This window comes from Metallosphaera sedula DSM 5348 (assembly GCF_000016605.1).
GTDB classification, from domain to species: Archaea; Thermoproteota; Thermoprotei_A; order Sulfolobales; family Sulfolobaceae; genus Metallosphaera; species Metallosphaera sedula.
Genome location: NC_009440.1, coordinates 1,883,466 through 1,908,862, shown reverse-complemented (window position 1 = coordinate 1,908,862; position 25,397 = coordinate 1,883,466). Strand labels below are relative to the sequence as shown.

Here is a 25,397-nt window from a genome sequence, read left to right as displayed (position 1 = left end):
GCAACTTTACTTGTTTAACAAAATAAGAGTTCTTGGGGGGCAGGTTCATCCCCTACATCTAGTCTGTAAAGGCTAAATTCCCACCCTCCCTAAGTAACACATGAAAGCTAGGGAAGTTGTGGAACTCTACCGTGAGAGAGAGGAGTACAGGGTTAAAGTTGAGTCCATTGATCCAGATAGCCTGGCTGAGCTAGGTGAAATTCCCCTAGAGGTTCAGGTGGTGTTGGAGAGAGGAGAAAGGAAGAGACTTGTGTTCCTTGCTTTCCTGAAGCTAGCTTACGACTGTAATCCAGACTTTGCTAGGGATTACCTAGATCTTAATCTCTCCCTTGAGGATATATACGAGAAGCACGGAGTTTACACGGAACTCGAATACGTGGCACTCCACTGCCTTCACCTCGTGAAGGACGAGGATGCCTCACATGCCCTCAGGAAGTTAAAAGCCTTTATACTCTCTCGTAAGAGTAGTGACCATGGACTTTGATGTAATAGTAATAGGCGGAGGAGTGGCAGGTGTATCTGCTGCTCTAAGGGCTTCAGAACTCGGCAAGTCAGTGGCTTTAGTTGAGAGGGATCAGGTGGGAGGGGAATGCATAAATAGGGCATGCATACCATCTAAAACCCTCATCGACGCAGTGAAAACGGTAAACAGGGTCTCCTCCTCTCCGTGGATAGTGTCCTCGGCAACCTTGGACTATGCTAAACTCAACGAGAACAAGGCAAGGATAATAACTGCAATTAAGGATAGAATGGAGCACAACCTTAACGCCAGGAATGTGAAGGTGATCAAGGGCAACGCCAAGATAAAGGCCCAGGGAGAGGTGGAGGTAGACGGAAGGACTATAACAGGTGACCATCTTGTTTTGTCTACGGGGTCGGTTCCTCTTTCCTTACCCGATTTTCCCCTCAATGGGAGGAACGTTTTGGATCCATGGACTGCTATGAACTTGAAGGAGATAAAGAACAGGATAGTGATCGTAGGTGGAGGGGTTGCAGGGGTTGAGCTTGCGACCTTGTTCAGGGCCCTGAACAAGGAGGTAACAATCCTAGAGTTGATGCCCCAGTTACTCCCTGGATTTGATAGGGATCTGGCCTCAGCTACTAAGAAGAGGTTAGAGGAAAAGGGTATCAGGATATACCTCAACGCCAAGTCGAAGATTGTGAACTCTGAGGGTACAGTGAAGTTCTCCGTTAACTTGCCCAATGCCTCTGAGGAGGTGGAGGGTGACCTAGCAGTTGTCACCATAGGAAGGAAAGCCAGCACTGAGAACCTGAACCTGAAGGAGATTGGCGTTGAGACGGATCAGAGGGGGTACGTGAAGGTTGATGAAAGGGGAAGGACCACCAATCCCAAGGTCTTTGCTGCAGGTGACGTGGCTGGTGTTCCCCTATCCGCTACTAAGGCCTGGAGGCAGGGAATTGTTGCGGGGGATAACATAGGAGGGAAGGAAAGCAAGATGCCGAAGTATATCCCGTCTTCAATTTTCGCAGACATGGAAATAGGAACAGTGGGAAAGACCCTCGACGACCTGAAGAAGGCGGGAATAGAGGCCAGGGAAATAATGGTCGAGATGAGAGACATACCTAGGGCCTGGACCCTCAATGAGACCGATGGGTTCCTTAAGCTGGTAGTTGCAGGAAACAAGATTGAGGGAGCGCACATGATAGGAGAGGGAGCTACTGAGGTCATCAACACTATGGCGTTGGCCATGGAACTTGGGATCACCACCACCCAATTGTACTCGGTTACCTTCTCCCATCCCACTGTGAGCGAAGTGATTGGCGAAGCAATACAGAGACTAACTCATGGAGAGATATATTAAGTATTGAATCGTTAGTAAACATGTAAATGGGTGACGATAGAGAGAGGAGACAGGTAAAGAAGCTTTTCATCTTTCTATTTTTAGCGTCAAGGGGAGGTAATACTAGGATTAGGATTGTCAATGCGCTCCTCAAGTCTCCCCTAAACGCAAACCAGCTGAGCAATCTCCTCTCTCTAGATTACAAGACGGTCCAGCATCACTTGGACGTTCTCATGGAGAACATGATCATAACCAGAGAGGGTTCAGGTTACGGTGCACTATATAAACCAAGTAAGTCGTTCATGATGTACATAGACGTCTTCAACGAGCTAATTTCCGATATAAAGATGCCTAAGACTACTAGGAAACAACCCTAAACTCTCTTAAGCGTTATGCCACAATACTAATGGCATGAAAAGGGACCTCCAGAGACTGTTAGTTGACGTTAAGATTGCCAGGGGGAAGATAAGGCTATGGCAGAACAGGCTCAGTGCTAGGGCAGAACAGTTCAAGAGACTTTCTGCCAACAACGCGACTAAATTCGCTACCTTGGCAGAACAGTACGCTAAGGAATCGGAACAGCTAGAAAATATACTGAACTACATGGATAGGTTGGATGTTCTACTTGAGATGGTTGAGCTCAAACTTGAGACCCTTGTCTATATAGACTATGTATCCCAGGACATGGTCAACCTAATAGAGGCGTTGAGGGAGTTCAGACGAGTTACTCCACTCCTAAGCACAGAACTAAGCATGCTCTTGGACGAACTCTATTCCGGCTTCTATGCCTCTGTGGAGGTGCCCGAACCCATGAGAATAAGGGCTAGGGAGGAAGCCAAGACGATCCTTAAGGAAAGTGAAAATATAGTTAACAGTAGAAACAAGACTAAAGTCGGTGCACAAGCTTAAATATATATAGTTCTATATATGATATGCAGAGCAGATCGTCAAGAAGGATCCAATTAACAGGGGGATCCACTTATATCATCTCCTTACCTAAGTCCTGGGTAAGACAGCTATCTTTAAACCCAGGGGATGAAGTTGAGGTAATTCAGGACAACAACTTTAGGCTTCTCCTAGTCCCTAAGGGGATTCCACAGGACACCAAGCAGAACAGGGCAACCATTACATGTGAAAATTTGAGGCCAACCTTCGCAGTTAGGGAGTTCATCGCGTATTACATGGCTGGTTTCACAATAGTCTCACTGATATGCCCCAAGATGAAGGCTGAGGATAGGGCCATGGTAAAGGACAGCGTAAGGAAAAGATTGCTTGGGGCTGAGGTTATAGAGGAGGACAACTCAAACCTGACTGTTCAGTTCCTGGTTAACGAAAAGGATCTGCCAATCTCGAGGGCCATAAACAGGGCAGCCGTGATCACCCAGAACATGTTAAAGGATACTCTTGACGCCCTGAGGAATAACGACGCGGAGATGGCCAAGGAGGTCCAGGAGAGAGACGACGAGGTGGATAGGTTCTACTTTTACGTAGCTAGACAACTCACTCTAAGCATAAGTTCATTTGAGATACTTGAAGAGGAAGGTTACAATGCCACCCAGATCGTGGACATTTACTCCGCGGTAAAATCCATTGAGAGGATAGCAGATCACGCAAGTAGGATCTCCGGTTTGACACTAGAAGTTGGTCCACAAACGCCTCAGCCAATACTGGAATTTGGGAACAAGGTTCTTGAGGTTTACAAGGAATCCACTAGGGCATTTCTAAACGGCAAGAGGGAGATAGCTAACAAGATCATCGATCAAGATTACGAGCTAGCCATAGAGCATAAGAAGGTCACGGAGACAATCTTTAGGTCAAGTGAGGCCATGAAACCCTCACTCTTACTTATCACGGACTCCTTCAGGAGGATTAGCAGGTATTCTTTGGACCTTGCTGAGACTACCATAAACCTGCTGGCAAAAACTAAGACTATTGAATCCTAGAACCTATTCAATGACATGACCAGGTTGGGAGCCCTAAACGAGTTATAGGCAGTCGTTAGATCCTCGAGTCTTTTAGCCTTCTTCACCTTGTTTGCCAGTGAAATCAACGCATCTCTATCTTCAATGGTGTAAGGTCCGTTCCTGTACACAATTAGGGCACATTCTGGATTCATAACGCCTATACTGAAGTACCCCTTTATGAACAAGTTATCGGCAGTCTCCAGATCGGGGTGTGAGAAAAGGCAAATACCTGGGTGGGTATGGGCCGACGTGATACCGTGGGGCATGGGCAAACTCACCCTGTTCTCCTCCCCCTCGAAGATCACGTACTCCCCTGTATCCAGAGTGAAGGAGATGAACTCCACACCATTCCCCATTGTTCTCTTGGAGTAATCCATGAAAACCTCTTTTAGGAAATTCAAGTGCGTCAAGAAGATCTCACGATAGAGCACAGTGTAGGGATATGGGCCTTTTCCTGATCTGACTCCCTCAAGCGGGATCTCGGAAAAAAGCTCCTCCAGATCTGTGGTACATGTTATATCATTCTCCTCATAAATCTCCTCTGCCTTATTCACGAGATTAGAAAGCTTGGCGAGCCTTACTGACGTCTCATGAACCCCGATCTTTTGCTCCTTCACAGGAACTCAGAACCTCCTCCTGGGACCTCACTATCTCCTCCAGCTTCCGAACGGGATCGGCTGACTGATACACGCTCCTTCCCACTATCTCGTAGTCTGCCCCATGGCATAGGGCAATTCCAGGTTTCGCCCCCTGTGTGCCTACACCTGGAGATATCACCAGTTTGTCCGGGAAATCTCCCTTAACCCTCGAGATCATGGAAGGTCTAGTTGCAGGTGCCACAAACCCCTTTGGATTAACCCTTCTTGCCACTTCCCTGAGGTACGGATAGAAGGCGTCGTTCCACCCTGGGTGGGACATGGACAGGACCAAGAAGAGGTCGACCCTCTGGCTAAGGGAGGCAAGACTTCCCTCCACTCCCACAAAGGCATGCGCTATAAAGGAGTTCGTGATGTCCTTTAGCTCGTCCACTATTAATATCATGGTGTTATCTATGTCTGCAAGTTTCAGATCGAGGATTTTGATCCCATCAACGAGGCCCACAAGTTCCTTAACTTTCTCCTTACCCAGGTTAAGTAGGAGAGGCCATCCCACCTTAATTCCAGCCACTTTCCCATTAAGTTTCCTTAACGTCTCTTCAGGGATGGGCGAGTCGAGGGAGAGTATCACCCTGTTCACTTAGTTCCACCCAAGTATTCCTCTATGAGCTTTCTTTCGTTCTCGCTCAAGGTACTGGAGAGCGACCTCAGGATATCGCTTATCTTGAACACAGAGATGAAATCTATCCCAAGACTTCTCAACTTCTCAGACGCACCTTCTTCCCTATCCACGATAACCAGCGCTCCCACTACTTTGCCTCCGCTCCTGACTATCTCCGCAGACGCCCTTTCAAGGGACCCTCCAGTCGTCGCCACGTCGTCAACCACTAGAACCTTCCTTCCAGTGACCTCTCCCTCCACCAGTTTGTCGGTCCCATATCCCTTCCTCTCTACCCTGACGTAACCCATGGGGATGCCCATCCTACACGCCAGAAAGGATGCAAGGGGCACGCCACCTGTTGCTACGCCCATGATGAAATCGAAATCCACTTTCTCAACCTTCTTGATTGCCTCATCCACTACCTGGCGAAATTCGGGATAGCTGGGAAACCTCCTGAGATCAATGTAGTAGGGACTGGTTTTCCCGGACGTTAACACGAAGTTGCCAATAAGCAAAAGTTTCCTTTTCACTAGAACTTCTCCTATATCCATTGTAACCCAGTCTAGATACTAGGAAAAGAGTTTAAATATAGTTCGAGTCAATAGTTTGAAGGGCATTACGTGAGAGATGTAATTTCGGTCCTCGATTTTTCAAGGGATGAGATTCTCCAACTTTTCGAACTCACGGATAAGTTTCTTTCAGGCGGGTTTAGGCCAAGCCTTGAGGGTAAAATAGTAGCTACTGCGTTCTTTGAGCCGAGCACAAGGACTGCGTTAAGCTTCACAAGTGCTGCTCTATCTGCAGGAGCAAAGGTCCTAGGATTCTCCTCGGATGAGGCCACATCAGTGTCCAAGGGTGAGAACCTAGCCGATACCATAAGAATGCTGGAGAACTACGCTGACTGTATCGTCATGCGCCACAAGTTGGATGGCTCAGCGAAGTTTGCTGCTGAGGTTGCCAAGAAACCAGTGATAAACGCTGGGGATGGGAAAAGGGAGCATCCCACACAGGCACTAATAGACATGTACACCGTGAGGAAACTCTTTGGGACTCTGGAAGGCCTAACCTTTGGTTTCTTAGGAGATCTTAGATACGCTAGGACAGTGAACAGCATGTTGAGAATCCTGACCCTGTTTAAACCCAAGATTGTGTACCTGATCTCTCCCCCACAACTCAGGGCTAGAGCCGAGATCCTAGAGGAATTAAACTACCCTGTAAAGGAGCTCACTGACGTTAAGGATGTCGTGGGCGAGCTTGACGTGCTCTACGTGACGAGAATTCAGAGGGAGAGGTTTCTAGACGAGGATGAGTACGAAAAGGTAAAGGAAAGTTATCGTCTCGACTATAGAACTGTTGAGAGGATGAGAAAGGAGTCGGCAATTCTACATCCCCTCCCAAGGGTTTCAGAAATAGACAGGAGGATCGACTCTATGCCTCAAGCCAAGTACTTCTTAGAGGCATCCTACGCGGTTCCCCTAAGATCGGTGTTACTTCACGAGGTAATGGCCGGTGATTGAGTTGAAAAGCGGTCTTCTAGTGAGCAAGATAAGGAACGGAACAGTTATAGACCACATACCTGCAGGAAGGGCCTTAGCTGTTCTCAAGATTCTCGGAATAAAGGGGATAGAAGGGTATAGGATTGCCCTAGTCATGAACGCTGAGAGCTCCAAGATGGGGAGGAAGGATATCCTGAAGATAGAGGATAGGGAGATAGAGGAGAAGGAGGCAGAGCTTATTACCCTAATAGCTCCCGAGGCCACAATAAATATCATCAAGGACTATGAAGTAGTGGGGAAAAGGAAGCAGGAAATACCGCAAGAGGTAGTTGGCCTGTTAAGGTGTACCAATCCTTCCTGCATTACTAACAATGACGTAGAGGCAATAACTAGATTTAGAACCCTCAAGAGGAGACCACTTCAGCTGGCGTGTGAGTACTGCGAGACAAGGCTTACAGAGGACGAGGTCGTGAGGCAGATTTTAGGATGATCTCCAGAGTCCTTGAGTATCACGTGGAGGCTAATTCCACTAGGTTTACCCTGGAGTATCACGGTATCCCACCGAAACCGGGACAATTCGTAACTGTGTTCATTGGCGAGAGGGAGATTCCGCTGGGGGTTTCGGACTACAGGGAGGGGGAGATAGAGGTTTATGTGGATTCCAAGACATTGGCCCAGAAGCTAATGGGTAGCAGGATGGTACTGGTGGATGGACCCTTCGGTAGGCCTCTGAAACTGGGAAACATTAGGGCGATATCCACAGCTGAGCTCTATCACGATGTTCTTTTCCCTCTCAGGGAGGCGAGAAGGAAGGGATTTGACGTTACCTTAGAGTGCATTGATCAGTGCAATGTCAACTTCCCCTCTAAAAAGAGAGCATGGGATATCACGATTGCCTCCGTGCCCAAGGAGAGGATAAGGGATCTACCTCAAGGTACACTAGTTTACGTTAGGTGGGTGAAGATGAACTGCATGAGAGGGGTTTGCGGTGTATGTCAGATAAGGGGAAACCTCGCGTGCTTTGAGGGACCCTTTCTGGAGGTAGAGAGGATTGTGGATTAAGGGAAAGCTTTTCCTAGGAGAGATAGTGGAGGGTTGCGTGGGATTTGATAGGAGGATAAGGGAGACCAGAAGGGAATGTAAGCCTGACCTGAAGCTACCTGAGGACTCCCTCATATTTCCTGCTGGAGTTGACATGCACGTTCACCTTAGGGGACTTCAGCTTTCTTACAAGGAAACCGTGGCCTCTGCCACCTCTGAGGCAGTGTACGGTGGCATAGGGGTTGTGGTAGATATGCCCAACACCTCTCCGGTGATCAACAGCGAGGAAACTATCAAGCTAAGGCTCGCTGAACTGGCGAATCATTCGAGGTGCGATTACGGTATTTACTCGGGGGTAACCAAGGAGAACGTGGATAACATGCCCATAGCAGGGTACAAGGTATTCCCTGAGGATCTCGAGAGGGAAGAGGTGGAAAGGGTATTCTCTTCACCCAAGCTCAAGATTCTTCATCCCGAAATCCCAATGTCACTACGTCCAGGTAGGGGTAACAGGCGTCTTTGGCAAGAGATAGCCTCCCTCTTCCTCATCAGGGGAAAGTTTCACATAACACATGTGAGTAACCTTGAGACCCTGAGGATTGCAAGGAGCTTGGGCTACACAACAGACCTAACCATGCATCACCTTCTCGTTGACGGGGAGAGGAATTGCCTTTCGAAGGTTAACCCACCCATCAGGGATATCACAGAGAGAAGGAAATTGCTCTCAGCCCTATTCGAAGCAGATGCAGTCGCAAGCGATCATGCTCCACACTCGAGCTGGGAAAAGGGTTTACCATTTGAGGTATGTCCGCCTGGTATCCCGGCAATGTCCTTCACTCTCCCCTTCATTTACACCCTCGCGTTTAGGGGAGTGCTTCCCATCTCAAGGGCCGTGGAGTTAACGGCAACTGGGCCAAGCAAAATCTTGGGGATCAAGGCCGGTGAGATAAGGGAGGGTTACCTGGCCAACTTCGTCATCCTTAGAAAGGATAGGTGGAGATACTCCACCAGGTATAGTAAGGCCATACACACTCCGCTGGACGGTTTCGCCCTAGACGCAACCGTGTATGGAACAATTGTAGAAGGAAAGGTAGCTTATCTAGAGGGACATTCCTATCCTGTGAGGGGATCCAATGTATTCGACGAGACTGGCAGGAGTTGAACTAGAGGACCCGCTCATTATCGCCTCAGGGATAATTCCCGACGTTCCGGAGTACATGTCACGCGTGTGTAAACAGTATAAACCATCTGCCATTACCACAAAGACCTTCACCCTTCACCCCCTCGAGCCCCATGGACCGCCTACCCTGATCAGAGTCGGAGACGGATGTTACATGAATGCCATAGGTCTTGGAAATCCAGGAATTAGTGAGCTCAAACCGGTGGGATGTAAACTCTTCGTGAGCGTCGGCGGATCCTCTAAGGACGAGATAGTGAAGACCGCGTCCTTGGCCAACGATCTAGCGGAGATCATCGAAATCAACGTGAGTAGCCCAAACAGAAGGAGCTACGGTGCTGATATGGCTCAGCAGGTTAAGGAAATAGTGAAAGACGTGAAGGGGGTAACCACGAAACCAGTTTTCGTCAAATTAGGACCCTGGGATAACGTTCAGGACTTAGCAGGAAAGGCACTTGAGGGAGGGGCAGATGGTCTTACCCTCATAAATACACTGAAGGGAATGAAGGTCGACGTGATAAGTGCCAAGCCGATACTCAGTTATGGAACTGGTGGAATCTCTGGGAGGTGTATACACCCCCTTGCAGTTAGGGTGATCCATGACGTATATAAGGAATACTCACCAGAGATAATAGGGATAGGGGGAGTTTTCTCTGCAGAGGACGCATTGGAGCTCATGGAGGTAGGAGCTAAGGTTGTGGGAGTTGGAACGCTGATCATTGACCAGGGACTTGAGGCGTTCGAGACCTTGAGGCGTGACTTTCACAGGTTGGTTCAAGAGATGGGAATAAATCTAACCGAAGTAATAGGATCTGCAGTGAAAAAATGACAAGGATAAACATGAAAGGCAGGGATATGGAGAACCTAGTGTTCCTGGGCAGGGTCAAGACTGTGAACGTAGAGTTTTGTAACGATAGCAAAACCATGGCCAAAGTTGTAGCCACCCTGGATACGAGCGAAGAGGTAGAGACAGAGTGCATTCCCATTAGGGCTGCGGGCAAGATCTCAACCGTGATGAAACATTATCTCAGGCTCGGTGTGGGAAATTATATAATTAAGGAAGGAGAGATTACTGGAAACGTGGATACGGAGGGAGGAGATGAGGATGAAACTCAGAATTGATAAGTTACCTAAAACAGACGAGGATATAGAGGAGATACAAAGGGAAGTTGAAAGCACCCATCACCACGAGCATGAGCATGAGCATCATCACGAGGAATCGGACCTGGAGTCAATATTGGGAGAACTATACATGAATTATCAGAGCTTAGACTCTAAGGCCAAGGAGCTAGAGGAGGAGAACGCGAGACTTAGAAAGGAAATTTCTACACTGTATAGAATTCTTTCTCACGTGGTAATTGCCTTATCCACTAACAATGAGAAAGAAAAGCGCAATGCTTTAAGTGAGATCCTTTCTGTACTAAACAATGATAATAGATAACGTCCTCGTGATTGCAATCAAAGTTTTTGCGGTGATGGATCCTTTCTCGATTATACCCTACATCCTCTCGATCTTTGAGGAGGCCACTCAGGGCGGAGAAAACATGAAGTGGTCCTACCTTGTCAACAAGGTGGAAGTTGCGGTTGTGGTATTACTTTTGCTCTTTTCCGTTATAGGTAGATTCATTCTAGAATTCTTGGGAATACAACCCTACTCCCTGGAGATAGGAGGAGGTATTCTACTCGTATACCTGGGAATAGATACTCTTGGTGGATTCCAACAACTCAAGTTCCTGTCCAAGAGATTGGAGGAAGCAGTCGTTACGCCCATTGCCACGCCCCTAATCGTAGGTCCAGGTACCATGACTGCATTAGTCTCGCTATCTGTGCAGAACAGCATCATTGAACTGGCCATAGGGAGTTTGATAGCTGCGCTTCTAACGTACCTAGTGCTCATGATAGGACCGCTTCTCATAAAGATCCTTGGAAGGACTGGAACCGTGGCCGCTGGTAGGTTTACTGCTATCATCATAGCTGCCTTTGGAGTACAGTTAATTATACAGGGTATATCACAGGCAAAGGTTGCATGACAATTCCTTCGGAGAATAAAAATTTTTTAATTAGAAATCATAAAGAGCGGAGGGTTTCATGTCAAACGGTGGAAGAAAGAAAGTTGAGCTGGATACAGTTGACAGGAGGCTTCTTATTGAGCTGTTAAGGGATTCTCGAGTCAGCCTTAGGAGGCTGTCCGAGGAGATGAGTGTATCCCCCGCTACACTCCATAACAGGCTTACCAGACTTGTCCAGGAGGGAGTAATCAAGGGATTCACTGCCCTCGTGGACTACACAAAGCTTGGGTATTCGCTTTCCGCAATTATCATGGTGAAGGTGAACGGAAAGTATCTCGTGGAATTTGAAAAGGAGATCGCTAACACAGATAACATTGTCGCAGTCTATGATGTTGTTGGCGAATATGACGTGGTATTAATTGCAAAGTTCAGAAGCGTAGAGGATCTTGACGTCTTCCTGAAACAGCTTCTAAAGAACAACAAAGTGGAAAGGACCTACACAAGTATTGTGCTCAATGCGGTTAAGGAGGATCCAAGGGTTAAGATTTAGACTAATGTTGTACTATTTTATTCTTTTCTTTATATTAATCTAAATTCTATGAAAATCACGTATCCCCAAAATCCTTAAATAGGAATCCTAGGGCTTACCTAATATATGGTGTTTTGATTGAAGTTCTGTCCAAAGGATGGAGGTATAATGCTACCTGCGAAGAAGGGTGACAAGGAAATCCTGAGATGTAAGAAGTGCGGATATGAGGAACCATTGGATAAAAAGACGAGGAAAGCATATCAGATAAAGGAGGATAAGTCCAAGTCCGGGAAAGTGTTAACTACGTCCATCGTAAGCGAGAAGGAAGGTAGAAGGAGAGAAGACGATGAATGGGAGCAGGAGAGGGAGGAGTACTATAAGGAAATTGGCCTGGATTTGTTGAGGGATGAATTAGAGGGTTCGGAAGAGCACGAAGAGGAATAGGGGCAGTCTCCAACCTTCTTCCATCATCAACATGTTATCTTCACAGGCCACTCTACGGAGATATGAATTATACCATGCTTTTGGAATAATACTTTTATTATGTAATATTAAATGTTATAAAATATTTAGCTTCTTCGATGACCCTTGATATCCTACTTTAACACCGTAAACATTATATTAGCAATCTCATTATTCATTGACTTATGAGAATTTCGGAAACTACGAACAAATATTTGCTGAGGAAGGGCAATAAGGAGCTTTTCATTGAAGAGGTGAAGAACGAGAAGGGTGAGAGATTTTTTTCCGTAACTATGATTAGAAGAAGTAAAACAGCAAATGGAGACGAATGGACCCTTGACGAAAGCGGTTACAAGACGATAGATAGGAACAACATTGACGCAGATCTGAAGAAGCTCCTCCAAAGCCTAGAGTAAGGAGGGGGAGGAAATGGAGAACTTCGACTTCATCTTAACCACAGATCGCTGTTTGATGACGAACCATCACGGTAAGGAGTTCCTGGGATTTCTGGGAACAGGGCCCGCAGTGGGTGTCCCTGAATCTGCGTGGAAGTGGCTAGCCTGTCCCAAAATGAAAACAGATGACATTGGCAGACCGTGGGAAGCCCCCTATGGGATGAGAAAGGTTGAGGCGAAACTCATAGATGAGGGGTTTAAGGCAGCAATAATTGATCCAGATCACCTAGCTCCCCATCTCAAAAACGCCAAGGCTCTCATGTTCTCGCACCACGACTATTTCGCGTTTGGTCCACCATCATCCACATGGTGGGGAATAACCAAGCAAGAGCCGGTGAATTACAAGAGCTTCCAGGAGCTAATTAACAAGCCCGAAGTTCAGGAGGCCAAGAAAAGAGGCGTGAAGATGATCGCTGGAGGTCCGTCAGTGTGGCAATGGCTTTGGAGGGAAGACATGATAGAAAAGGTAGGCATTGATACCCTAGTTGATGGTGAGGCGGAAAGGGTCATTGGAAAACTGGCTCAGATGATCCTAGATAATGAGGACCTCCCCAGGTACATGTATGTGAGTGGAGAAGACGTCCCAGGGATAGAGGACATCCCTGACATTAAGGGGGCTAGCGTTAATGGACTCATAGAGATCATGAGAGGATGTGCCAGGTCCTGTAGATTCTGTTCAGTGACACTAAGACCCACCAGGTACTATCCGCTGGAAAAGATAGAAAGGGAGTTACAGGTGAACGTTAGGGCTGGGGTTAGGCATGGGGTTATTCACAGCGATGATGTCCTGTTTTACGGGGCAGTGGGTATCTTGCCCAGGCCTGAGCCATTGATAAAGCTTCACAAGATGGTTAAGAAGTACTACAAGACCATTGCTTGGAGCCACGCAAGCTTAGCTGCCATAAGGTTCTCTGAGGAGAAATACGGCCTTATTTCGAAGTTGTCTGAGATAATTTATGAGAACGGATCCCAGAACTACCTGGGAGTAGAGGTTGGGATTGAGACTGGATCCCCGAGGCTAGCGAAGGAAATAATGCCAGCAAAGTCAGCTCCATACAAGCCCGAGAGCTACCCTGAGACAGTAGCAGAAGCTTTCAAGATAATGCATGAGCACAATATAATTCCAGCCGGTACCATGATAGTTGGCTTGCCAGAGGAAAAGGAAGATGACGTCATAAGAACAATAGAGCTCGTGGATAATCTCAAGCCTTTCAGGAGCATTCTGGTACCTATGTTCTTCGTTCCCATGGGATACTTCAAGAACAAGGACTGGTTCACAAGGATTCAGCTAAGTCCCTCTCACATTGAGCTGTATAAGAGAGTGTTCTGGCACGACGTATATTGGGCTGAAAATATATTGAATAGCTTCTACATGAAGGGACCAGTCTACTTCCCGGTCAGAATGGTGCTGAAGCTGTTCCTGAGAGTAGCAAAAAGAAGAATGAAGCAAGTCGAGGCCTGGCTAGAGAGCCAGATGAAGGCCTAACTCTTTTTTCTAGGTGTTATGTAGTCTTTAGGAGCTCTCTGGAACCTCTCAAGATAAGGCCTTAAAACCTTGGGAATAACCACTGAACCATCTTCGAGCTGGTTGTTCTCAAGGATTGCAGTTATTGCCCTAGTTGTAGCAACTGCAGTGCTATTCAGGGTATGCACGAATCCCTTTCTATTCTTCTTCCTGTCCACAAACCTTATTTTCATTCTAAATGCCTGCCAATCCGTACAGTTACTGCAGCTCACCATTTCCCTAAACTTGGCCTGTGCTGGCATCCACACCTCCAAATCATATTTCTTTGCTGCACATGCTCCTAGATCACCGGAGGCAATATTCACCACCCTATATGGTAGCTCAAGACCTTGAAATATCTGTTCAGCGTTGCCTAGCAGTTCCTCATGGAATTTCCAACTGTCCTCAGGTAAGGAGAAAATGAATTGTTCCACCTTATTGAACTGATGAACCCTGAATATCCCCTTAAGGTCCTTGTTAGCAGCCCCAGCCTCTTTCCTGAAAGCGGGACTTAAGCCGACATATCTGAGGGGGAGCCTCTCTGCCTCTATTTCCTCCTTAAAATACAGCGCAGCTATGGGATGTTCCGCGGTGGCTATTAGGTAAAGGTCTTCTCCCTCGATCTTGTAAATTGCGTCCTTGAAAGTGTCTAGGTCAATCACTGACTGTATTACCTCTCCCCTTAGCATGTATGGAGGAATTACCAGGGAATAACCCTTCGAGGTTATCACGTCCAAGGCGTAAGCTATCAATGCCTGTTCTAACCACGCAACGTCCTCAAAAAGATAGTAGAACCTGGATCCAGCAACTTCCCCTGCCTTTGCTGTATTACCCAGTTTGAGTACTGCCTCAAGTTCATCAGCGTGACCCACAGGCTTAAACTTGATTATCTCGTAATCCGGGTTAAGACCCTTAACCTGTGATAGGAACTCGTTGACGTCCTTTTCGTATACCCTGAACTTACCCCATACCTTTATAGGAACGTTATACGAATCATCTGGACCGACAGGCACACTCTCATGAACCACGTTGGGTAAAGTCCTCAGGATGTTATCTCTCTCCTCCTCTATCGTCTTCAGTTCCTTTTCCTTGGCCTCTATTATCGAGAGTAGGTTTCTCGCCTCCTCAATTTTCTTTTTCCTCTCCTCTGGCGAGAGTCTCGGAATCTGTGAACTGACCACGTTATGTTCATGCCTAAGCTTCTCGACCTCTTGGAGTATGGCCCTCCATTTCTTGTCAAGCTCCACAGCCTTTTCTGCCAGTTGAGGGTTAACATTCCTCTTTCTCAAGCTTTCCATTAACGAATCTGGGTTGTTCCGTATTAGCTCAAGTAAACTCCAGGACACAACACAATAAAAAGGTAAGAGGTTTTATCTTCTATGGCGGTTGGGTGAAGGTTATCCACCTAAACTAACGGGAAATTAAAAGAAGTTCAGGATCCCTGATTCTGCGACGCGTTCTGCTCCTCTGGAAGGCCATAGGTCTGTATCCACATTTCCACTATATCGTAACCGTAAAGCTTCTTGAACTTCTCCCTTCCCTCAGAGCTCATCTTCAAGGGGCTCCATTGGGTTTCCATGTCTATGTCTACATCCACATTCCTGGCCGGAACGGTCTCCTTTACCACTTCCTGCACGGTGTAAACGAGATCGTCAACCACCGGGCAACCAGGCGCAGTTAAACCAAGCTTCAGGTAGACATCTCCCTCATCTGAAATCTTTAGGTCATAAATCAGACCCAGGTTTACTATGTCCACTGGAATTTCTGGGTCATAAACCTCTTTCAAGGCTTCCATCAGTTTCTTAGTCCACTCTTCTTTGTTAACTGTTTGTGTACTCATGTCAATCACAATACATTGTTAGCGAAGGTTTTATTCTTTTTTTCCTAAAAACCATCTATTTCTAAATGTTTGAAGAGAATAAAATTCCTACTCCTTCAGAAAATTGGAGGAATCCCTATAAAAGCAGGTCCTGTTGCCGGTGTGGCATACGGGCCCTCCTGACTTAACCATAGCTACAATAGCGTCACCGTCGCAGTCTATTTTGAAGTCTTGGAGGTACTGGAAGTTCCCCGATGTCTCCCCCTTTAGCCATAACCTATTCCTGGAAAGGGACCAGAAATGAACTAGGCCAGTGGTCAGGGTTAGAACCACTGCCTCCCTATTCATGTTGCCCACCATGAGTACTTCCTTGGATTCCACGTCTTGTAGAACAGCAATCACGGTGTTCATTTCATGTCTATAGTTCAACTTCGACGCAATGGCCTCCGCAGTTTCCCTATCCATCTTCATGCTTTTAGCCACCTTCTCAGGTTATTGAAAAAGATCTTTCCAGTTTCTCCACTTTTTTCTGGATGGAACTGAGTTCCCGCCACTCCGTCATCGCACACTAGCGCTGGAAATTCTACCCCATAACGGCTAGTCATGGCTGGAGGATGAGGCGTATAGGCCACGTAGCTGTGAACGAAGTAAGCATATTTCCCATCAAGTCCCTCCGACAGTATACAGGGGCTCCGTTCCTTGAGGCTATCCCATCCTATGTGGGGTAGCTTCGGAGCTTCCCTAATCAGGTCAACTTGGCCAGGTAACCAACCCAGACCTCTGGTTTTACCGCCCTCATTTCCCTCCTCAAACATGATTTGCATGCCCAGACAAACCCCCAGAAATCTAACTCCTCTTCGTCGAAGGTCGTTCAGGGTAGCTTCCCATTTTCTCATGAAGTTTCCCACAGCTGAGAAGGCCCCAACTCCAGGAAGAACAATGAGATCAGCCTCCTTAGGTTCCTGCGAGATCTCCACCTCAAAGTCGGCCCTCCTTAGGCCTGCGGAGATGCTGAACAGGTTTCCCACACCGTAGTTGAGAACGATAGCCCTCATTTCATTCTCCTCCTCAACTCATCTCTTACCTCATCCAAGGATATCCCCTCCATGGCAAGGAGGACTAGAAGGTGATAGATGAGGTCTGCCGTCTCGCTTACTACCCTTTCTCTTCCCTCGGAGAGCGATGCCACGACTACCTCAACGGCCTCTTCCCCCACTTTCCTGGCCACATACCCCTTTCCCTTCTTAGCAAGGGAGGCCGTATAGCTTCCCTCCGGCATCTCCCTAAGCCTTTGAGCTATAATACCTGATAACTCCTCGAGAACGTCAGTCATACCTAACACCTATACTTTTGGCGTGATGCTTAAACCCTTCATACTCTGCGAGTATCTCTGCTGCCTTGACTAGTTTTTTGTCGACCTTCTCGGCATTCACATAGGAAACGGGCTTTAGGAAGTCGTAAACCGTAACCCCTCCCCTGAATCTAGCCCAACCGTTGGTCGGGAGTATGTGGTCGGGTCCAGCAGAGTAATCAATGAGTGCAGGAGGCGTGTTTCCAAGGGTAATAGCACCAGCGTTCTTAACCAGGTGAAGAAGCTCCCTAGACCTTGAAGTGTAAAGGGATAGATGTTCTGGCGCTATTTTGTTTGCGAGTTCTATCGCTGTCTCCAAGTTCTCCGTCTTCACAAGGTAGTACTCGTTTTCGTCGTTAAGAAGCTCGGCAACCTTGTTTAGGAGTTCCTCGGAATTGGACATGAGCACTAGAAGAGATGAGGAGCCATGCTCCCCCTGGGCCATAAGATCTAGGGCAATACTCCTTGGATCTGAGGTTTGATCAGCGATTACCACGAGTTCAGTTGGTCCCTCAATACCGTCTATTCCAATTTCTTGACTCACAATGAACTTAGCGGCCTGGACGTACACGTTCCCGGGTCCCACAATCTTATCCACCTTGGTCACGCTCTCTGTTCCAAAGGCCAAAGCGGCTATGGCTTGAGCTCCGCCCACAGGGTAAACTCTCTTAACCCTTAACTTGAAGGCAATGTAAGCTATGGCAGGATCTATTTCTCCCTTCACAGGGGTGGCCACATGAATTTCCTCCACTCCCGCTATCCTAGCAGGTATACCGGCCATCATAAGGGTAGACGGATAGGACTTTTTCCCTCCAGGGACGTAAATCCCGACCCTTTCGAGCGGTCTCCAAAGGACTCCGTATTCAACGTTCTTGCTCCCGCCGCCTAGACTGGGAGGCTTTATCAATTCGTGGAACGAAACCAGTTGGTCCCAGATCTCATCTATGGCTCCCTTCACCTCAGGCTTAATCTTGGAAGCTGCGTTGGCCACTTGCTCCTCGCTTAGGACGAGCTCCTCAAGTTTAACGTTGTCAAACTGTAGGGCAAATTCCCTCAATGCCCTATCTCCTTCCTTCCTTACCTTCTCTACTATCTCATTTACCTTATCTAGAACTTGAGAGAAAGACTGTACTCTCCTTGTTGGAAGTTCCCTCTTTATCACGTTCTCACCTCTATTCCTGCATCTTTTAAATAATCCTTCAATTCACGTATCCTGATTACCCCATCATGAAATATACCCGCTGCCAGGGCTGCATCTGCTCCAGCTTGCCTAAACACGGAAAGGAAATGATCGGGTTTTCCAGCTCCTCCGCTGGCTATTACAGGAACCTTGGTGGCCCTAACCACGGCCTTGGTGAGCTCTAGGTCGTAGCCATCCCTGGTTCCATCTCTGTCAATGCTAGTGAGAAGGATCTCTCCGGCTCCCATTTCCTCAACGCGTTTAGCCCAGTCCACCGCGTCTAAGCCTGTGTCCTTGGTCCCAGATCTCACGAAGACTCTCCAGCCATTTCCAACCCTCTTGGCGTCTATGGCCACTACCACGGCCTGAGCTCCAAATTCCCGCGAAGCCATTGAAACCACTGAGGGGTTCTCCGCCGCGACCGTGTTGAGACTAACCTTATCTGCTCCGTTAGACAACAGGTTGGACACATCTTCAACAGTCCTCACTCCTCCTCCCACAGTCAAGGGAATGGATAGAACGCTTGCTGTCTCCCTCACCTTCTCTAGAAGGGTCTTCCTTCCCTCCACCGTGGCTGATATATCGAGGAACACTATTTCGTCCGCACCTTCCTCCTCATACCTAGAGGCAAGCTCAGCGGGATCACCCTTCAGCTTCAGGTCGAGAAATCTGACTCCCTTGACCACCTTTCCGTCCTTAACGTCAAGACAGGCTATTATTCTCCTTGTGGTCATAGTGATCCCTTCGTGCTCCTGATCCCCTCTCCCTGAATGGAGCATGCCTCTCCCAGGGCAAGTCCCACTCCCTTGAAGGCTGCCTCAACTATGTGGTGCTCGTTTACCCCATCAAGTTTCCTCACGTGTAGCGTGATCCCAGCGTTGGTTGCAAGCGACCAGAAGAAGTGAGCCACGTTCTCGGTGGATAGATCTCCTATCTTCTCTCTCTTCAAGTCCAGGTTAGTAGATGCGTATCCCCTTCCTGAAACGTCCACTGCCACCAGAACCAGTGCCTCATCCATGGGAATCACAGCACTGGAGAACCTCTTAATCCCTCTCCTGTCTCCCAACGCATCCTTGATGGCCTGACCTAGGGTTATTCCAACGTCCTCCACTATGTGATGATCGTCGTAACCCTGCTTATCCTCTCCTAGGATAGTGGCGTTGACCTTCATGTAAAAGAGCATGGAGTGAAGCATGTGGTCAAAGAAGGGAACTGGGGTTCTGATCTCCACCTTTCCCTCTCCGTCTAGCTCCAGCTTCACTTGGACCTTAGTCTCCTTGGTTTCCCTGACTTTCTCAACATACCTAGACACTGGTTACACCCCTAAGAACTCCTGCATAGAGCGACATACCCACTATGGCAAAATGGAACCCCATCTTATCTAGTTCCTGAAGGTCCTGAATTGAGCCTATTCCACCGGCGTATCCCTTCTCCCCTTGAACAAGGTTGACGTACCTCCCTATTTCAGGATCTATTCCGTTTCGGGTTCCCTCGTTGCAAACGTATGTGAAGATCACACCCCTCACCCCTAGGGAATTTACGTGAGAGATTGCCTCCTCAAAGGACATGGCAGACTCGTTCCAGCCCTTGATTAGAACCTTTCTTTCGCAGTAATCCACAGACACCAGTACCCTGTTCTCGTACCCTGCCACGACCCTCCTGAAAGTGTCAGGTTTAGTAAAGGCAAGGGTGGACATGACAACCTTGGTTGCTCCGGACGAAAGGAATCTCTCCAATCTAGATCTGTCCCTGATACCTCCACCAACGGAGATCTCTGAGAAATCCTTCATAACTCTCTCTATAACCTCCACGTTATCACCCTTTCCCTCCGCTGCGTCCAGGTCCACTAGGTGGACAGAGGTGTAACCCATGTTCCTTAGTTCCTCTGCTATCTTAAGGGGATCACCTAGAACTAGTCCAGTTCCCTCCCTTCCCCTTACCCTCTTCACTGCCATTCCCTTACTGATGTCGATGCTTGGGACCACCTTCATTTTATCACCTTCTCTATGTTAACCACTACAATATCCCTTGCACCGGCCGTCTTGGCCTTGGCTATGACTTCAGGCAACATTTCCTCGTCAGTCACAGTGACAACTTCCCAGGCGTTCGAGTTACTCAACTTAGAGACCGCTGGAGCTAGCATCGCGGGAAGCGAGGAGACCACTGCCTCAAGGTTAACGTCATCCACGTTCATGAAAATCATTTTCTTCCCCCTAGCACTGAGGGCACCTTTCATCATGGTTAGTACTAGGTTTATTCTGTCAGCCTCCTCAGATTTCATCCAGTTCTTGTTTCCGATAACCATTGCATAACTCTCGCTCACTACGTCAATGGGTTTGAGGCCGTGAAGCTTCAGGGTAGTTCCAGTGCTGGTCACGTCAATGATGGCGTCTGCTGCTCCTAGGGACGGCATTATCTCGGCAGCCCCGCTAATCTTCACCAACCTCGCCTCAATTCCCTTTCTCTCCAGGTAAGCTCTGGCTATGTTGTGATACTTTGTGGCTATTCTCACGTTCTTGGGCATATCCCTTGGATCCTCTATGTTCCAGGACATGGGAACGGCTAAAACTAGTCTAGATTTCCCAAAATCCAGCTTAACCAGTTCCTCAACGTCCGCCCCGGACTCCATCACGTAATCTAACCCAGTTATTCCAAGGTCTACCGCTCCGGTCTCCACGATGTTGGGTATATCCTCCGTCCTTATGGTTACCAACTGGACTCCTTCCCAGCTGGTGGGTACCATAAGGGCCCTGTCGTCATTGGCCATTGGCTTGATTCCCACGGAGTTCAGGAACTGGAGGGCCGGACCCTGTAACCTACCTTTGTTTGGTATCGCTATTTTCAAGTACTTCACCCAGTTTATTTAGGAACAAATTACACTGCTCTTTTGTCCCAACTGATACCCTATAAAATCCCTTTACTGGGTTCCTTATGGCTATCCCTTTCCTCATCAAGGGCTCGACCAGCTCCGCTGAATGTTTAAACAAGAGGAAGTTGGTAATTGACCTGTAAGCCTTCACGCCGAGGGAAATTAATCCCTGGTATAATCCTTCCCTGTTCTCCGAGATCTCCTGAGCAATCCTGTGTGCGTAACCTGGATTTTCCAATGCGGTTATGCCAGCTATGAGAGAAGGAAGAGCAACGTCAAAGGGCGTGGATCCCTTCTCGAGGGCCTTTACCACATCCCTGTTAGCTATGAGATAACCCACCCTAAAGGAGGCAAGAGAGAAGGCCTTACTCATGGTCCTCACAATCATGAGGTTCGGATACTTAGACACCAGCCTTGAGGCAGTGTATCCCGAAAACTCGTAATATGCCTCGTCAAGAAGGACTATCCCCTTGGTCGACTCCACCAGTTCCCTCAATCTTTGCTCGTCCCCCATGATCATGGGGGAGCCAGTTGGATTATTGGGGTCGTCTATTGCCACCAATCTAGCGTCTCTGGCCTCAGTAACTAACTTCTCCCAGTCCTCCTTCCACCACTCTCCCTCCTCCCTAAGGGGAACCCTAACCTGGTTCAACCCCCTAAAGGAAGAGTAGACCGAGTACATGCTGTAGCTGGGATAGTTCAACACGACCCTGTCCCCAGGCATGGAGAGATTAAGGAACACTGACCTTATGGCTCCGTCTCCACCAGGTGTTGGAAAGATCTCCCCAGGTTCAACCTTATTATACTCGGCAGCGAGCTCCTTAAACCTCTTGGTTAGATCTGGATGCTGATACCTGTTCCCTTGAATTAAATACTTCTTTACCGCATCTAGGACGAAATCGGGAGGCGGATAGGGGGACTCATTCAGGTGTAGCCTGATCCCATCCTTGATATCCGAGAAATCGTACTCCTTTGCCTCCTTTAACCATGGGTATATAATGTCCTTTACATCGGTTGGTGCAATAAGAATCCCTCGGGAGGAATAGTTTTTAACCTGTTTTAAGCTTTTTCCATCACATGTTTCTCGAGGAGTTAGCTTCAGGAAAGCACCTTCTTGTCTCATATTATTACACCGCTAGCCTTACGGTAACGCTGTCGTTAGCAAGGCTCCTTACACAGAGGGGGGAGGAAGTATGTATAGTGAACGAGGATAGGGTAAAATGGAATATTGCCCCCTTCTCCGTGGAACTGAGGTGCACTCCCAAGTCAGTTAACCTGGTATTCGACGCCATGTCTGAGGCTGAAGTTCCCCCCAATTACCTCCTTGTTACCTCGAGTAGGCATCTCAGACTGCCAGGGGCCAGGGAGTTAAAGGTGACAAGGATAAACGACGGGATCTTCATGGCGGTTGGTGAAGGTAGTAAGTTTCTCTTCAAGGTAACCAACACTGGAGTGGAGGACGTGAACTACGAGAAATCAAGTGTCCTCTCGGTTCTTGAGGATTTCGGCGGGACAGCACTGATGGGTGAGCTTGTGGAGGCAGCCTCACGGAAGCTGAACATGCCCAAGGAACAGGTAAGGGAAGAAATAGCCTTTCTAATCAGGATAGGCAAGTTGAGGGCGAGAAGAAATTTGATTGAAATTGTTAAGCAATCGTTTTATTAATTACTTCACGAGTATTGCTGGCCTGTAGGGCAAAGCGTCTTTGTTTAATTTCTGCTTCACTTCCTGAGTGTAGGCCAAAACCTCAATCTCTAGGTTCAGCTTATACCTCAGAAGTGGCACTCCCTTTCTCGTTACTTCCATTTCATTGACGTTAGAGTAGATTAGTTTCTTCACGGTCTCCGGCATCTCCGTCACGTATTGCATGATCCTCTGAAGTACCCTTGCCTCCTCCTTGCTCTTTGGCGTGTTCTTCTGCATGAAGTCCTTCATTGTCCCTCCACTGTTCAGCACGTCCAGAGCGCTCTTCACGACCTGATTCAGACTCCCGTCGTGAACGTATAATAGGACGGAGGAAGGCTTACCCTTGTACACGTTGAGTATTGCCCTTATGTCCTCTATTAACAGCTTATGATACTCATGTTCCAACTCTATCTGGTCATTGATCTTGCTATTGTCTGGGGTTGGCCAACTCTCTAAGGACAGGAAGGTGTTATGCCCCAGTTGATGCCACATCTCCTCGGTAAGGTGAGGGGCGAAGGGGGCCATTAACTTTGTCCAGGTCTCCACAACCTCCCTGATCACATCCCTATTGTACTCCCTGGACTCCGACCTCACCATTTCTAGGTATTCGTTGATGTAAGATGATAGGTTGAAGAGCAGCTCGTTTATCACCTCCCTGAACCTCATGGACTCCATGAGCGGAGTGACGTCTCTTACTAGCCTGTGTAACTTCGATCTCAGCCACTTCTCAGGAGTTCCATCAATCGTGGAGCCATCCTGCATCTGCATCAGTTCGTAAAACCTCTTCAGGTTGTCTGCGATTGCCCTGGCCCCTGCCTCGGTGAAGTTAGCGTCAGAGCTCATATCAACCAGAGAGGAAAGGGCTATCCTTATCACGTCTGCTCCATACGTTCTTATGGCCTTCCTCAGCGGAACTATGTTCCTCAGGGACTTGCTCATCTTCTTCCCCTCGTAGAGGATGAAGCCGTTTACGGCAACGCCCCTTGGCCAGAGGTTTTCAGGAAATATCCCAGCGTGATTGAATATGAAGAAGCTCAGGTGGTTGGGGATCAGATCAGGACCGCTATGCCTTAGATCAAGCGGATACCAGTAGGTGAAGTGTCTCCTCAACTCTTGTAAGGCATCTACTCCTATCTTGTTTCTCTCCGATATGGCCTTGACGTCGCCTTCTCCCAGCATTATGTAATCCCAGGTCTCCTCAGTGAGTTGAGAGGGATGAAGTCCGAACTCCTTTATCTTGTGGGAGAGGGTATAGTAAGCCATGTAGATAGTGGAATCGGATAGGCTCTCGATGATCCATTTCTTGTCCCAGGGGAGAGGGGTACCTAGTCCCCTTGTCCTTGCACAGGCTCTCTTTTGCAACCAATCGAGGGCGTATTCGAAGTCCTTCCTGGTCTCCTCGGGGATTACCCTCATGCTGTCCAAGAGCTTTTTAGCCTTAGCCTTCCACTCGGGGTTGCCGTAATCCAAGAACCACTGGTCCTGAAGAATCTTAACAACCACTTCGTTACCGCACCTGCAGTACACGGGCTTGTTCATTATCTCCAGCATCTTCGTGCCAGCCTTCCTCTGAATCAAGATATCCGTGACCATCTTCCTGGCCTCAGGTACCTGTTTTCCCGCTACCACTGAAAGCTCAGCCCTGAGCTCGTCTTTCACTAACCTGAGTATGTCGCTCCTCATAAGCCCCTTGTTAAACTCCAACCTGTACAGCTGTTCAGTGAGCTTCTTGAGATCAGCGTCGTTCTTGGGATGGGACGACTCAACTAGATCCTTTGCTGGAGCATCTCCCTGTCCCTCAACTGCGACCACGGGTATGGGTTCTATGCCAACCTTGGCCTTCTTCAGGTAGAAGTAGTCAAAGGGAGCATGTGCTGGAACACTCATAACGACGCCCGTGGCAGTTGTGGGGTCCACGAAATCTGCAGGAAGGATTGGAATCTCCTTCCCCGTAATGGGGTTTATCGCCACGATCTTCAGAAGGTCCGATCCGCTGACCTTTTCGAGCACCTTCACGTCAGTCTGGAACTTCAACTTCTCGGCGGCCTTCTCCGAGACTATTACCTTCTTACCCCAAATCTCCGCAACCGTGTACGTTGCCTTAGGGTTTACCCAAACTGCTACTGCCCCAAAAATGGTTTCAGGCCTTAGGGTCGCAGCGGCAAGTGCTCCCATCTTACTCTCGAAGAATATCACAACGTACTCTCCAATCTCAGGTTCCATGTCTCCCTTGGTATCATGCATTCCAACGGGGAGGTTGTGAACGGGACACCAACCCACGGGATGGGTATCCTTTACCACGTAACCTTTCTTCTGTAGCTTGGAGAATTGCCACACTATGAAAGCTGAGAATTGTGGGTCTATTGTGGTGAACTCCCTCCTCCAATCTATGGATAAACCTATTTCCCTCATGGCTGCCTTGATATCTTCCTTAAAGTAATTCGCCATGAAGAGCGGGTCGGACAACTTGGGTATAACGTCAGCTGGTATCTCGTAAATGTTCTGAAATATGTCGAGTAGGTCCTTATCACCCTTCGCCACGTCATCTGCCATGGTTATGATCGGGGTACCAGTAAAGTGAAAGCCCATTGGGAAGAGGACGTTATATCCCTTCATCCTCATGAATCTAGCGTAAACGTCACCCGTTACGTATGTTCTACCGTGTCCCAGGTGAAATGGAGAGTTAGGATAGGGAAACGCGACAGTGGTGAAGAACTTCTTCTGATCCTTGGGATCAGCCTCAAATATCCTGTTCTTGCTCCACTCCTCTTGCCATTTCTTTGAGATTTCATTCAA

The 25,397-nt window shown here is 48.0% G+C and carries 33 protein-coding genes; 18 read left to right on the top strand and 15 right to left on the bottom strand.

From position 1 onward, the window contains the following. The first annotated feature begins 100 nt into the window (after positions 1-100). Genes MSED_RS10105 through MSED_RS10085 form a run of 5 tightly spaced genes read left to right on the top strand, consistent with a single transcriptional unit; the run spans position 101 to position 3,745 of the window. Positions 101-484 (top strand): hypothetical protein, encoded by a 384-nt coding sequence (locus MSED_RS10105; RefSeq protein WP_012021899.1) that lies wholly within the window; start codon positions 101-103, stop codon positions 482-484. Continuing rightward, positions 474-1,823 (top strand): dihydrolipoyl dehydrogenase family protein, encoded by a 1,350-nt coding sequence (locus MSED_RS10100; RefSeq protein WP_012021898.1) that lies wholly within the window; start codon positions 474-476, stop codon positions 1,821-1,823. The genes MSED_RS10105 and MSED_RS10100 overlap by 11 nt, the downstream gene beginning before the upstream one ends. Before the next feature lie 26 nt (positions 1,824-1,849). After that, the gene (locus MSED_RS10095; RefSeq protein WP_012021897.1) at positions 1,850-2,179 is read left to right on the top strand and encodes a winged helix-turn-helix domain-containing protein; all 330 of its coding nucleotides are present in this window, start codon (positions 1,850-1,852) and stop codon (positions 2,177-2,179) included. Positions 2,180-2,213: 34 nt separating this feature from the next. Further along, positions 2,214-2,711 (top strand): cell division protein CdvB3, encoded by a 498-nt coding sequence (gene cdvB3, locus MSED_RS10090; protein ID WP_012021896.1) that lies wholly within the window; start codon positions 2,214-2,216, stop codon positions 2,709-2,711. A 23-nt stretch (positions 2,712-2,734) separates the two neighbouring features. Then, the gene (locus tag MSED_RS10085) at positions 2,735-3,745 is read left to right on the top strand and encodes a phosphate uptake regulator PhoU (protein WP_012021895.1); all 1,011 of its coding nucleotides are present in this window, start codon (positions 2,735-2,737) and stop codon (positions 3,743-3,745) included. Here MSED_RS10085 and MSED_RS10080 read toward each other — a convergent pair. Genes MSED_RS10080 through pyrE form a run of 3 tightly spaced genes read right to left on the bottom strand, consistent with a single transcriptional unit; the run spans position 3,742 to position 5,574 of the window. Next, positions 3,742-4,383: a hypothetical protein gene (locus MSED_RS10080; protein WP_012021894.1), complete on the bottom strand. Its 642-nt coding sequence runs from the start codon at positions 4,381-4,383 to the stop codon at positions 3,742-3,744. The two genes, MSED_RS10085 and MSED_RS10080, sit on opposite strands and share 4 nt — an antisense overlap. Beyond that, positions 4,355-5,002 (bottom strand): orotidine 5'-phosphate decarboxylase, encoded by a 648-nt coding sequence (locus tag MSED_RS10075; RefSeq protein WP_012021893.1) that lies wholly within the window; start codon positions 5,000-5,002, stop codon positions 4,355-4,357. The genes MSED_RS10080 and MSED_RS10075 overlap by 29 nt, the downstream gene beginning before the upstream one ends. After that, positions 4,999-5,574 carry an orotate phosphoribosyltransferase gene (gene pyrE / locus MSED_RS10070; protein ID WP_012021892.1) on the bottom strand — a complete coding sequence of 192 codons (576 nt, stop codon included), beginning with the start codon at positions 5,572-5,574 and terminating at the stop codon, positions 4,999-5,001. The genes MSED_RS10075 and pyrE overlap by 4 nt, the downstream gene beginning before the upstream one ends. Before the next feature lie 69 nt (positions 5,575-5,643). Between pyrE and pyrB the strand changes: the two genes are divergently transcribed. From pyrB to MSED_RS10010, 12 genes are all read left to right on the top strand, one after another. Then, positions 5,644-6,540, top strand: coding sequence for an aspartate carbamoyltransferase (pyrB, locus tag MSED_RS10065; protein ID WP_012021891.1), 897 nt, complete (start codon positions 5,644-5,646; stop codon positions 6,538-6,540). Continuing rightward, complete coding sequence (pyrI, locus tag MSED_RS10060) at positions 6,533-7,009, top strand: aspartate carbamoyltransferase regulatory subunit (RefSeq protein WP_012021890.1); 477 nt, start codon at positions 6,533-6,535, stop codon at positions 7,007-7,009. The genes pyrB and pyrI overlap by 8 nt, the downstream gene beginning before the upstream one ends. Continuing rightward, complete coding sequence (locus MSED_RS10055) at positions 7,006-7,581, top strand: ferredoxin reductase domain-containing protein (RefSeq protein ID WP_012021889.1); 576 nt, start codon at positions 7,006-7,008, stop codon at positions 7,579-7,581. Before pyrI ends, MSED_RS10055 begins: the two co-directional genes overlap by 4 nt. Continuing rightward, positions 7,571-8,722 (top strand): dihydroorotase, encoded by a 1,152-nt coding sequence (gene pyrC / locus MSED_RS10050; protein WP_012021888.1) that lies wholly within the window; start codon positions 7,571-7,573, stop codon positions 8,720-8,722. The genes MSED_RS10055 and pyrC overlap by 11 nt, the downstream gene beginning before the upstream one ends. After that, a complete protein-coding gene (gene pyrD, locus MSED_RS10045) occupies positions 8,694-9,566 on the top strand; it encodes a dihydroorotate dehydrogenase PyrD (protein WP_012021887.1) in 873 nt (290 codons plus the stop codon). Before pyrC ends, pyrD begins: the two co-directional genes overlap by 29 nt. After that, positions 9,563-9,859, top strand: a complete 297-nt coding sequence (locus MSED_RS10040) for a hypothetical protein (RefSeq protein ID WP_012021886.1) — start codon at positions 9,563-9,565, stop codon at positions 9,857-9,859. The genes pyrD and MSED_RS10040 overlap by 4 nt, the downstream gene beginning before the upstream one ends. Further along, positions 9,843-10,178, top strand: a complete 336-nt coding sequence (locus MSED_RS10035) for a hypothetical protein (protein WP_012021885.1) — start codon at positions 9,843-9,845, stop codon at positions 10,176-10,178. The genes MSED_RS10040 and MSED_RS10035 overlap by 17 nt, the downstream gene beginning before the upstream one ends. Next, positions 10,165-10,767 (top strand): MarC family protein, encoded by a 603-nt coding sequence (locus MSED_RS10030; RefSeq protein ID WP_012021884.1) that lies wholly within the window; start codon positions 10,165-10,167, stop codon positions 10,765-10,767. The genes MSED_RS10035 and MSED_RS10030 overlap by 14 nt, the downstream gene beginning before the upstream one ends. Before the next feature lie 58 nt (positions 10,768-10,825). Next, positions 10,826-11,296, top strand: coding sequence for an Lrp/AsnC family transcriptional regulator (locus MSED_RS10025; RefSeq protein WP_012021883.1), 471 nt, complete (start codon positions 10,826-10,828; stop codon positions 11,294-11,296). A 117-nt stretch (positions 11,297-11,413) separates the two neighbouring features. Next, positions 11,414-11,719 (top strand): RPA12/RPB9/RPC11 RNA polymerase family protein, encoded by a 306-nt coding sequence (locus tag MSED_RS10020; protein ID WP_012021882.1) that lies wholly within the window; start codon positions 11,414-11,416, stop codon positions 11,717-11,719. 203 nt (positions 11,720-11,922) lie between these two features. After that, on the top strand, positions 11,923-12,153 hold the full coding sequence (locus MSED_RS10015; RefSeq protein WP_012021881.1) for a hypothetical protein: 231 nt from the start codon (positions 11,923-11,925) through the stop codon (positions 12,151-12,153). 13 nt (positions 12,154-12,166) lie between these two features. Continuing rightward, positions 12,167-13,678 carry a B12-binding domain-containing radical SAM protein gene (locus tag MSED_RS10010; RefSeq protein WP_012021880.1) on the top strand — a complete coding sequence of 504 codons (1,512 nt, stop codon included), beginning with the start codon at positions 12,167-12,169 and terminating at the stop codon, positions 13,676-13,678. Here the strand turns inward: MSED_RS10010 and serS are convergent. The 11 genes from serS to hisC all read right to left on the bottom strand — a co-directional run bounded on the left by serS (position 13,675) and on the right by hisC (position 22,038). After that, positions 13,675-15,042 (bottom strand): serine--tRNA ligase, encoded by a 1,368-nt coding sequence (serS, locus tag MSED_RS10005; RefSeq protein ID WP_012021879.1) that lies wholly within the window; start codon positions 15,040-15,042, stop codon positions 13,675-13,677. The two genes, MSED_RS10010 and serS, sit on opposite strands and share 4 nt — an antisense overlap. Positions 15,043-15,128: 86 nt before the next feature. Beyond that, positions 15,129-15,536, bottom strand: a complete 408-nt coding sequence (locus MSED_RS10000; protein ID WP_012021878.1) for a metal-sulfur cluster assembly factor — start codon at positions 15,534-15,536, stop codon at positions 15,129-15,131. 87 nt (positions 15,537-15,623) lie between these two features. Next, positions 15,624-15,980, bottom strand: a complete 357-nt coding sequence (gene hisI, locus MSED_RS09995) for a phosphoribosyl-AMP cyclohydrolase (RefSeq protein WP_048060361.1) — start codon at positions 15,978-15,980, stop codon at positions 15,624-15,626. 2 nt (positions 15,981-15,982) lie between these two features. Continuing rightward, the gene (gene hisH, locus MSED_RS09990; protein ID WP_012021876.1) at positions 15,983-16,570 is read right to left on the bottom strand and encodes an imidazole glycerol phosphate synthase subunit HisH; all 588 of its coding nucleotides are present in this window, start codon (positions 16,568-16,570) and stop codon (positions 15,983-15,985) included. Then, positions 16,567-16,848 (bottom strand): phosphoribosyl-ATP diphosphatase, encoded by a 282-nt coding sequence (hisE, locus tag MSED_RS09985; protein ID WP_012021875.1) that lies wholly within the window; start codon positions 16,846-16,848, stop codon positions 16,567-16,569. The genes hisH and hisE overlap by 4 nt, the downstream gene beginning before the upstream one ends. After that, entirely contained in the window at positions 16,841-18,028 is a 1,188-nt protein-coding gene (hisD, locus tag MSED_RS09980) for a histidinol dehydrogenase (protein WP_012021874.1), read from the bottom strand. The genes hisE and hisD overlap by 8 nt, the downstream gene beginning before the upstream one ends. Then, a complete protein-coding gene (gene hisF / locus MSED_RS09975; protein WP_012021873.1) occupies positions 18,025-18,780 on the bottom strand; it encodes an imidazole glycerol phosphate synthase subunit HisF in 756 nt (251 codons plus the stop codon). The genes hisD and hisF overlap by 4 nt, the downstream gene beginning before the upstream one ends. Continuing rightward, positions 18,777-19,358: an imidazoleglycerol-phosphate dehydratase gene (hisBd, locus tag MSED_RS09970; protein ID WP_012021872.1), complete on the bottom strand. Its 582-nt coding sequence runs from the start codon at positions 19,356-19,358 to the stop codon at positions 18,777-18,779. Before hisBd ends, hisF begins: the two co-directional genes overlap by 4 nt. Beyond that, the gene (gene hisA / locus MSED_RS09965) at positions 19,351-20,037 is read right to left on the bottom strand and encodes a 1-(5-phosphoribosyl)-5-((5-phosphoribosylamino)methylideneamino)imidazole-4-carboxamide isomerase (protein ID WP_012021871.1); all 687 of its coding nucleotides are present in this window, start codon (positions 20,035-20,037) and stop codon (positions 19,351-19,353) included. Before hisA ends, hisBd begins: the two co-directional genes overlap by 8 nt. Further along, positions 20,034-20,891, bottom strand: a complete 858-nt coding sequence (gene hisG / locus MSED_RS09960) for an ATP phosphoribosyltransferase (protein ID WP_012021870.1) — start codon at positions 20,889-20,891, stop codon at positions 20,034-20,036. Before hisG ends, hisA begins: the two co-directional genes overlap by 4 nt. Then, positions 20,863-22,038 carry a histidinol-phosphate transaminase gene (gene hisC, locus MSED_RS09955; RefSeq protein WP_012021869.1) on the bottom strand — a complete coding sequence of 392 codons (1,176 nt, stop codon included), beginning with the start codon at positions 22,036-22,038 and terminating at the stop codon, positions 20,863-20,865. Before hisC ends, hisG begins: the two co-directional genes overlap by 29 nt. Here hisC and MSED_RS09950 point away from each other — a divergent pair. After that, positions 21,993-22,580 carry a hypothetical protein gene (locus MSED_RS09950; protein ID WP_080512778.1) on the top strand — a complete coding sequence of 196 codons (588 nt, stop codon included), beginning with the start codon at positions 21,993-21,995 and terminating at the stop codon, positions 22,578-22,580. The genes hisC and MSED_RS09950 overlap by 46 nt on opposite strands. Here MSED_RS09950 and leuS read toward each other — a convergent pair whose 3' ends face one another. Beyond that, a complete protein-coding gene (gene leuS / locus MSED_RS09945) occupies positions 22,581-25,397 on the bottom strand; it encodes a leucine--tRNA ligase (protein ID WP_012021867.1) in 2,817 nt (938 codons plus the stop codon).

Coding starts and splice junctions, on each gene's coding strand:
- MSED_RS10105 (WP_012021899.1), top strand. CDS start 101: ATGAAAGCTAGGGAAGTTGTGGAACTCTACCGTGAGAGAGAGGAGTAC.
- MSED_RS10100 (WP_012021898.1), top strand. CDS start 474: ATGGACTTTGATGTAATAGTAATAGGCGGAGGAGTGGCAGGTGTATCT.
- MSED_RS10095 (WP_012021897.1), top strand. CDS start 1,850: ATGGGTGACGATAGAGAGAGGAGACAGGTAAAGAAGCTTTTCATCTTT.
- cdvB3 (WP_012021896.1), top strand. CDS start 2,214: ATGAAAAGGGACCTCCAGAGACTGTTAGTTGACGTTAAGATTGCCAGG.
- MSED_RS10085 (WP_012021895.1), top strand. CDS start 2,735: ATGCAGAGCAGATCGTCAAGAAGGATCCAATTAACAGGGGGATCCACT.
- pyrE (WP_012021892.1), bottom strand. CDS start 5,574: ATGGATATAGGAGAAGTTCTAGTGAAAAGGAAACTTTTGCTTATTGGC.
- MSED_RS10055 (WP_012021889.1), top strand. CDS start 7,006: ATGATCTCCAGAGTCCTTGAGTATCACGTGGAGGCTAATTCCACTAGG.
- pyrD (WP_012021887.1), top strand. CDS start 8,694: ATGTATTCGACGAGACTGGCAGGAGTTGAACTAGAGGACCCGCTCATT.
- MSED_RS10040 (WP_012021886.1), top strand. CDS start 9,563: ATGACAAGGATAAACATGAAAGGCAGGGATATGGAGAACCTAGTGTTC.
- MSED_RS10035 (WP_012021885.1), top strand. CDS start 9,843: ATGAAACTCAGAATTGATAAGTTACCTAAAACAGACGAGGATATAGAG.
- MSED_RS10030 (WP_012021884.1), top strand. CDS start 10,165: ATGATAATAGATAACGTCCTCGTGATTGCAATCAAAGTTTTTGCGGTG.
- MSED_RS10025 (WP_012021883.1), top strand. CDS start 10,826: ATGTCAAACGGTGGAAGAAAGAAAGTTGAGCTGGATACAGTTGACAGG.
- MSED_RS10015 (WP_012021881.1), top strand. CDS start 11,923: ATGAGAATTTCGGAAACTACGAACAAATATTTGCTGAGGAAGGGCAAT.
- MSED_RS10010 (WP_012021880.1), top strand. CDS start 12,167: ATGGAGAACTTCGACTTCATCTTAACCACAGATCGCTGTTTGATGACG.
- MSED_RS10000 (WP_012021878.1), bottom strand. CDS start 15,536: ATGAGTACACAAACAGTTAACAAAGAAGAGTGGACTAAGAAACTGATG.
- hisI (WP_048060361.1), bottom strand. CDS start 15,980: ATGGATAGGGAAACTGCGGAGGCCATTGCGTCGAAGTTGAACTATAGA.
- hisH (WP_012021876.1), bottom strand. CDS start 16,570: ATGAGGGCTATCGTTCTCAACTACGGTGTGGGAAACCTGTTCAGCATC.
- hisE (WP_012021875.1), bottom strand. CDS start 16,848: ATGACTGACGTTCTCGAGGAGTTATCAGGTATTATAGCTCAAAGGCTT.
- hisF (WP_012021873.1), bottom strand. CDS start 18,780: ATGACCACAAGGAGAATAATAGCCTGTCTTGACGTTAAGGACGGAAAG.
- hisA (WP_012021871.1), bottom strand. CDS start 20,037: ATGAAGGTGGTCCCAAGCATCGACATCAGTAAGGGAATGGCAGTGAAG.
- MSED_RS09950 (WP_080512778.1), top strand. CDS start 21,993: ATGTTTCTCGAGGAGTTAGCTTCAGGAAAGCACCTTCTTGTCTCATAT.
- hisC (WP_012021869.1), bottom strand. CDS start 22,038: ATGAGACAAGAAGGTGCTTTCCTGAAGCTAACTCCTCGAGAAACATGT.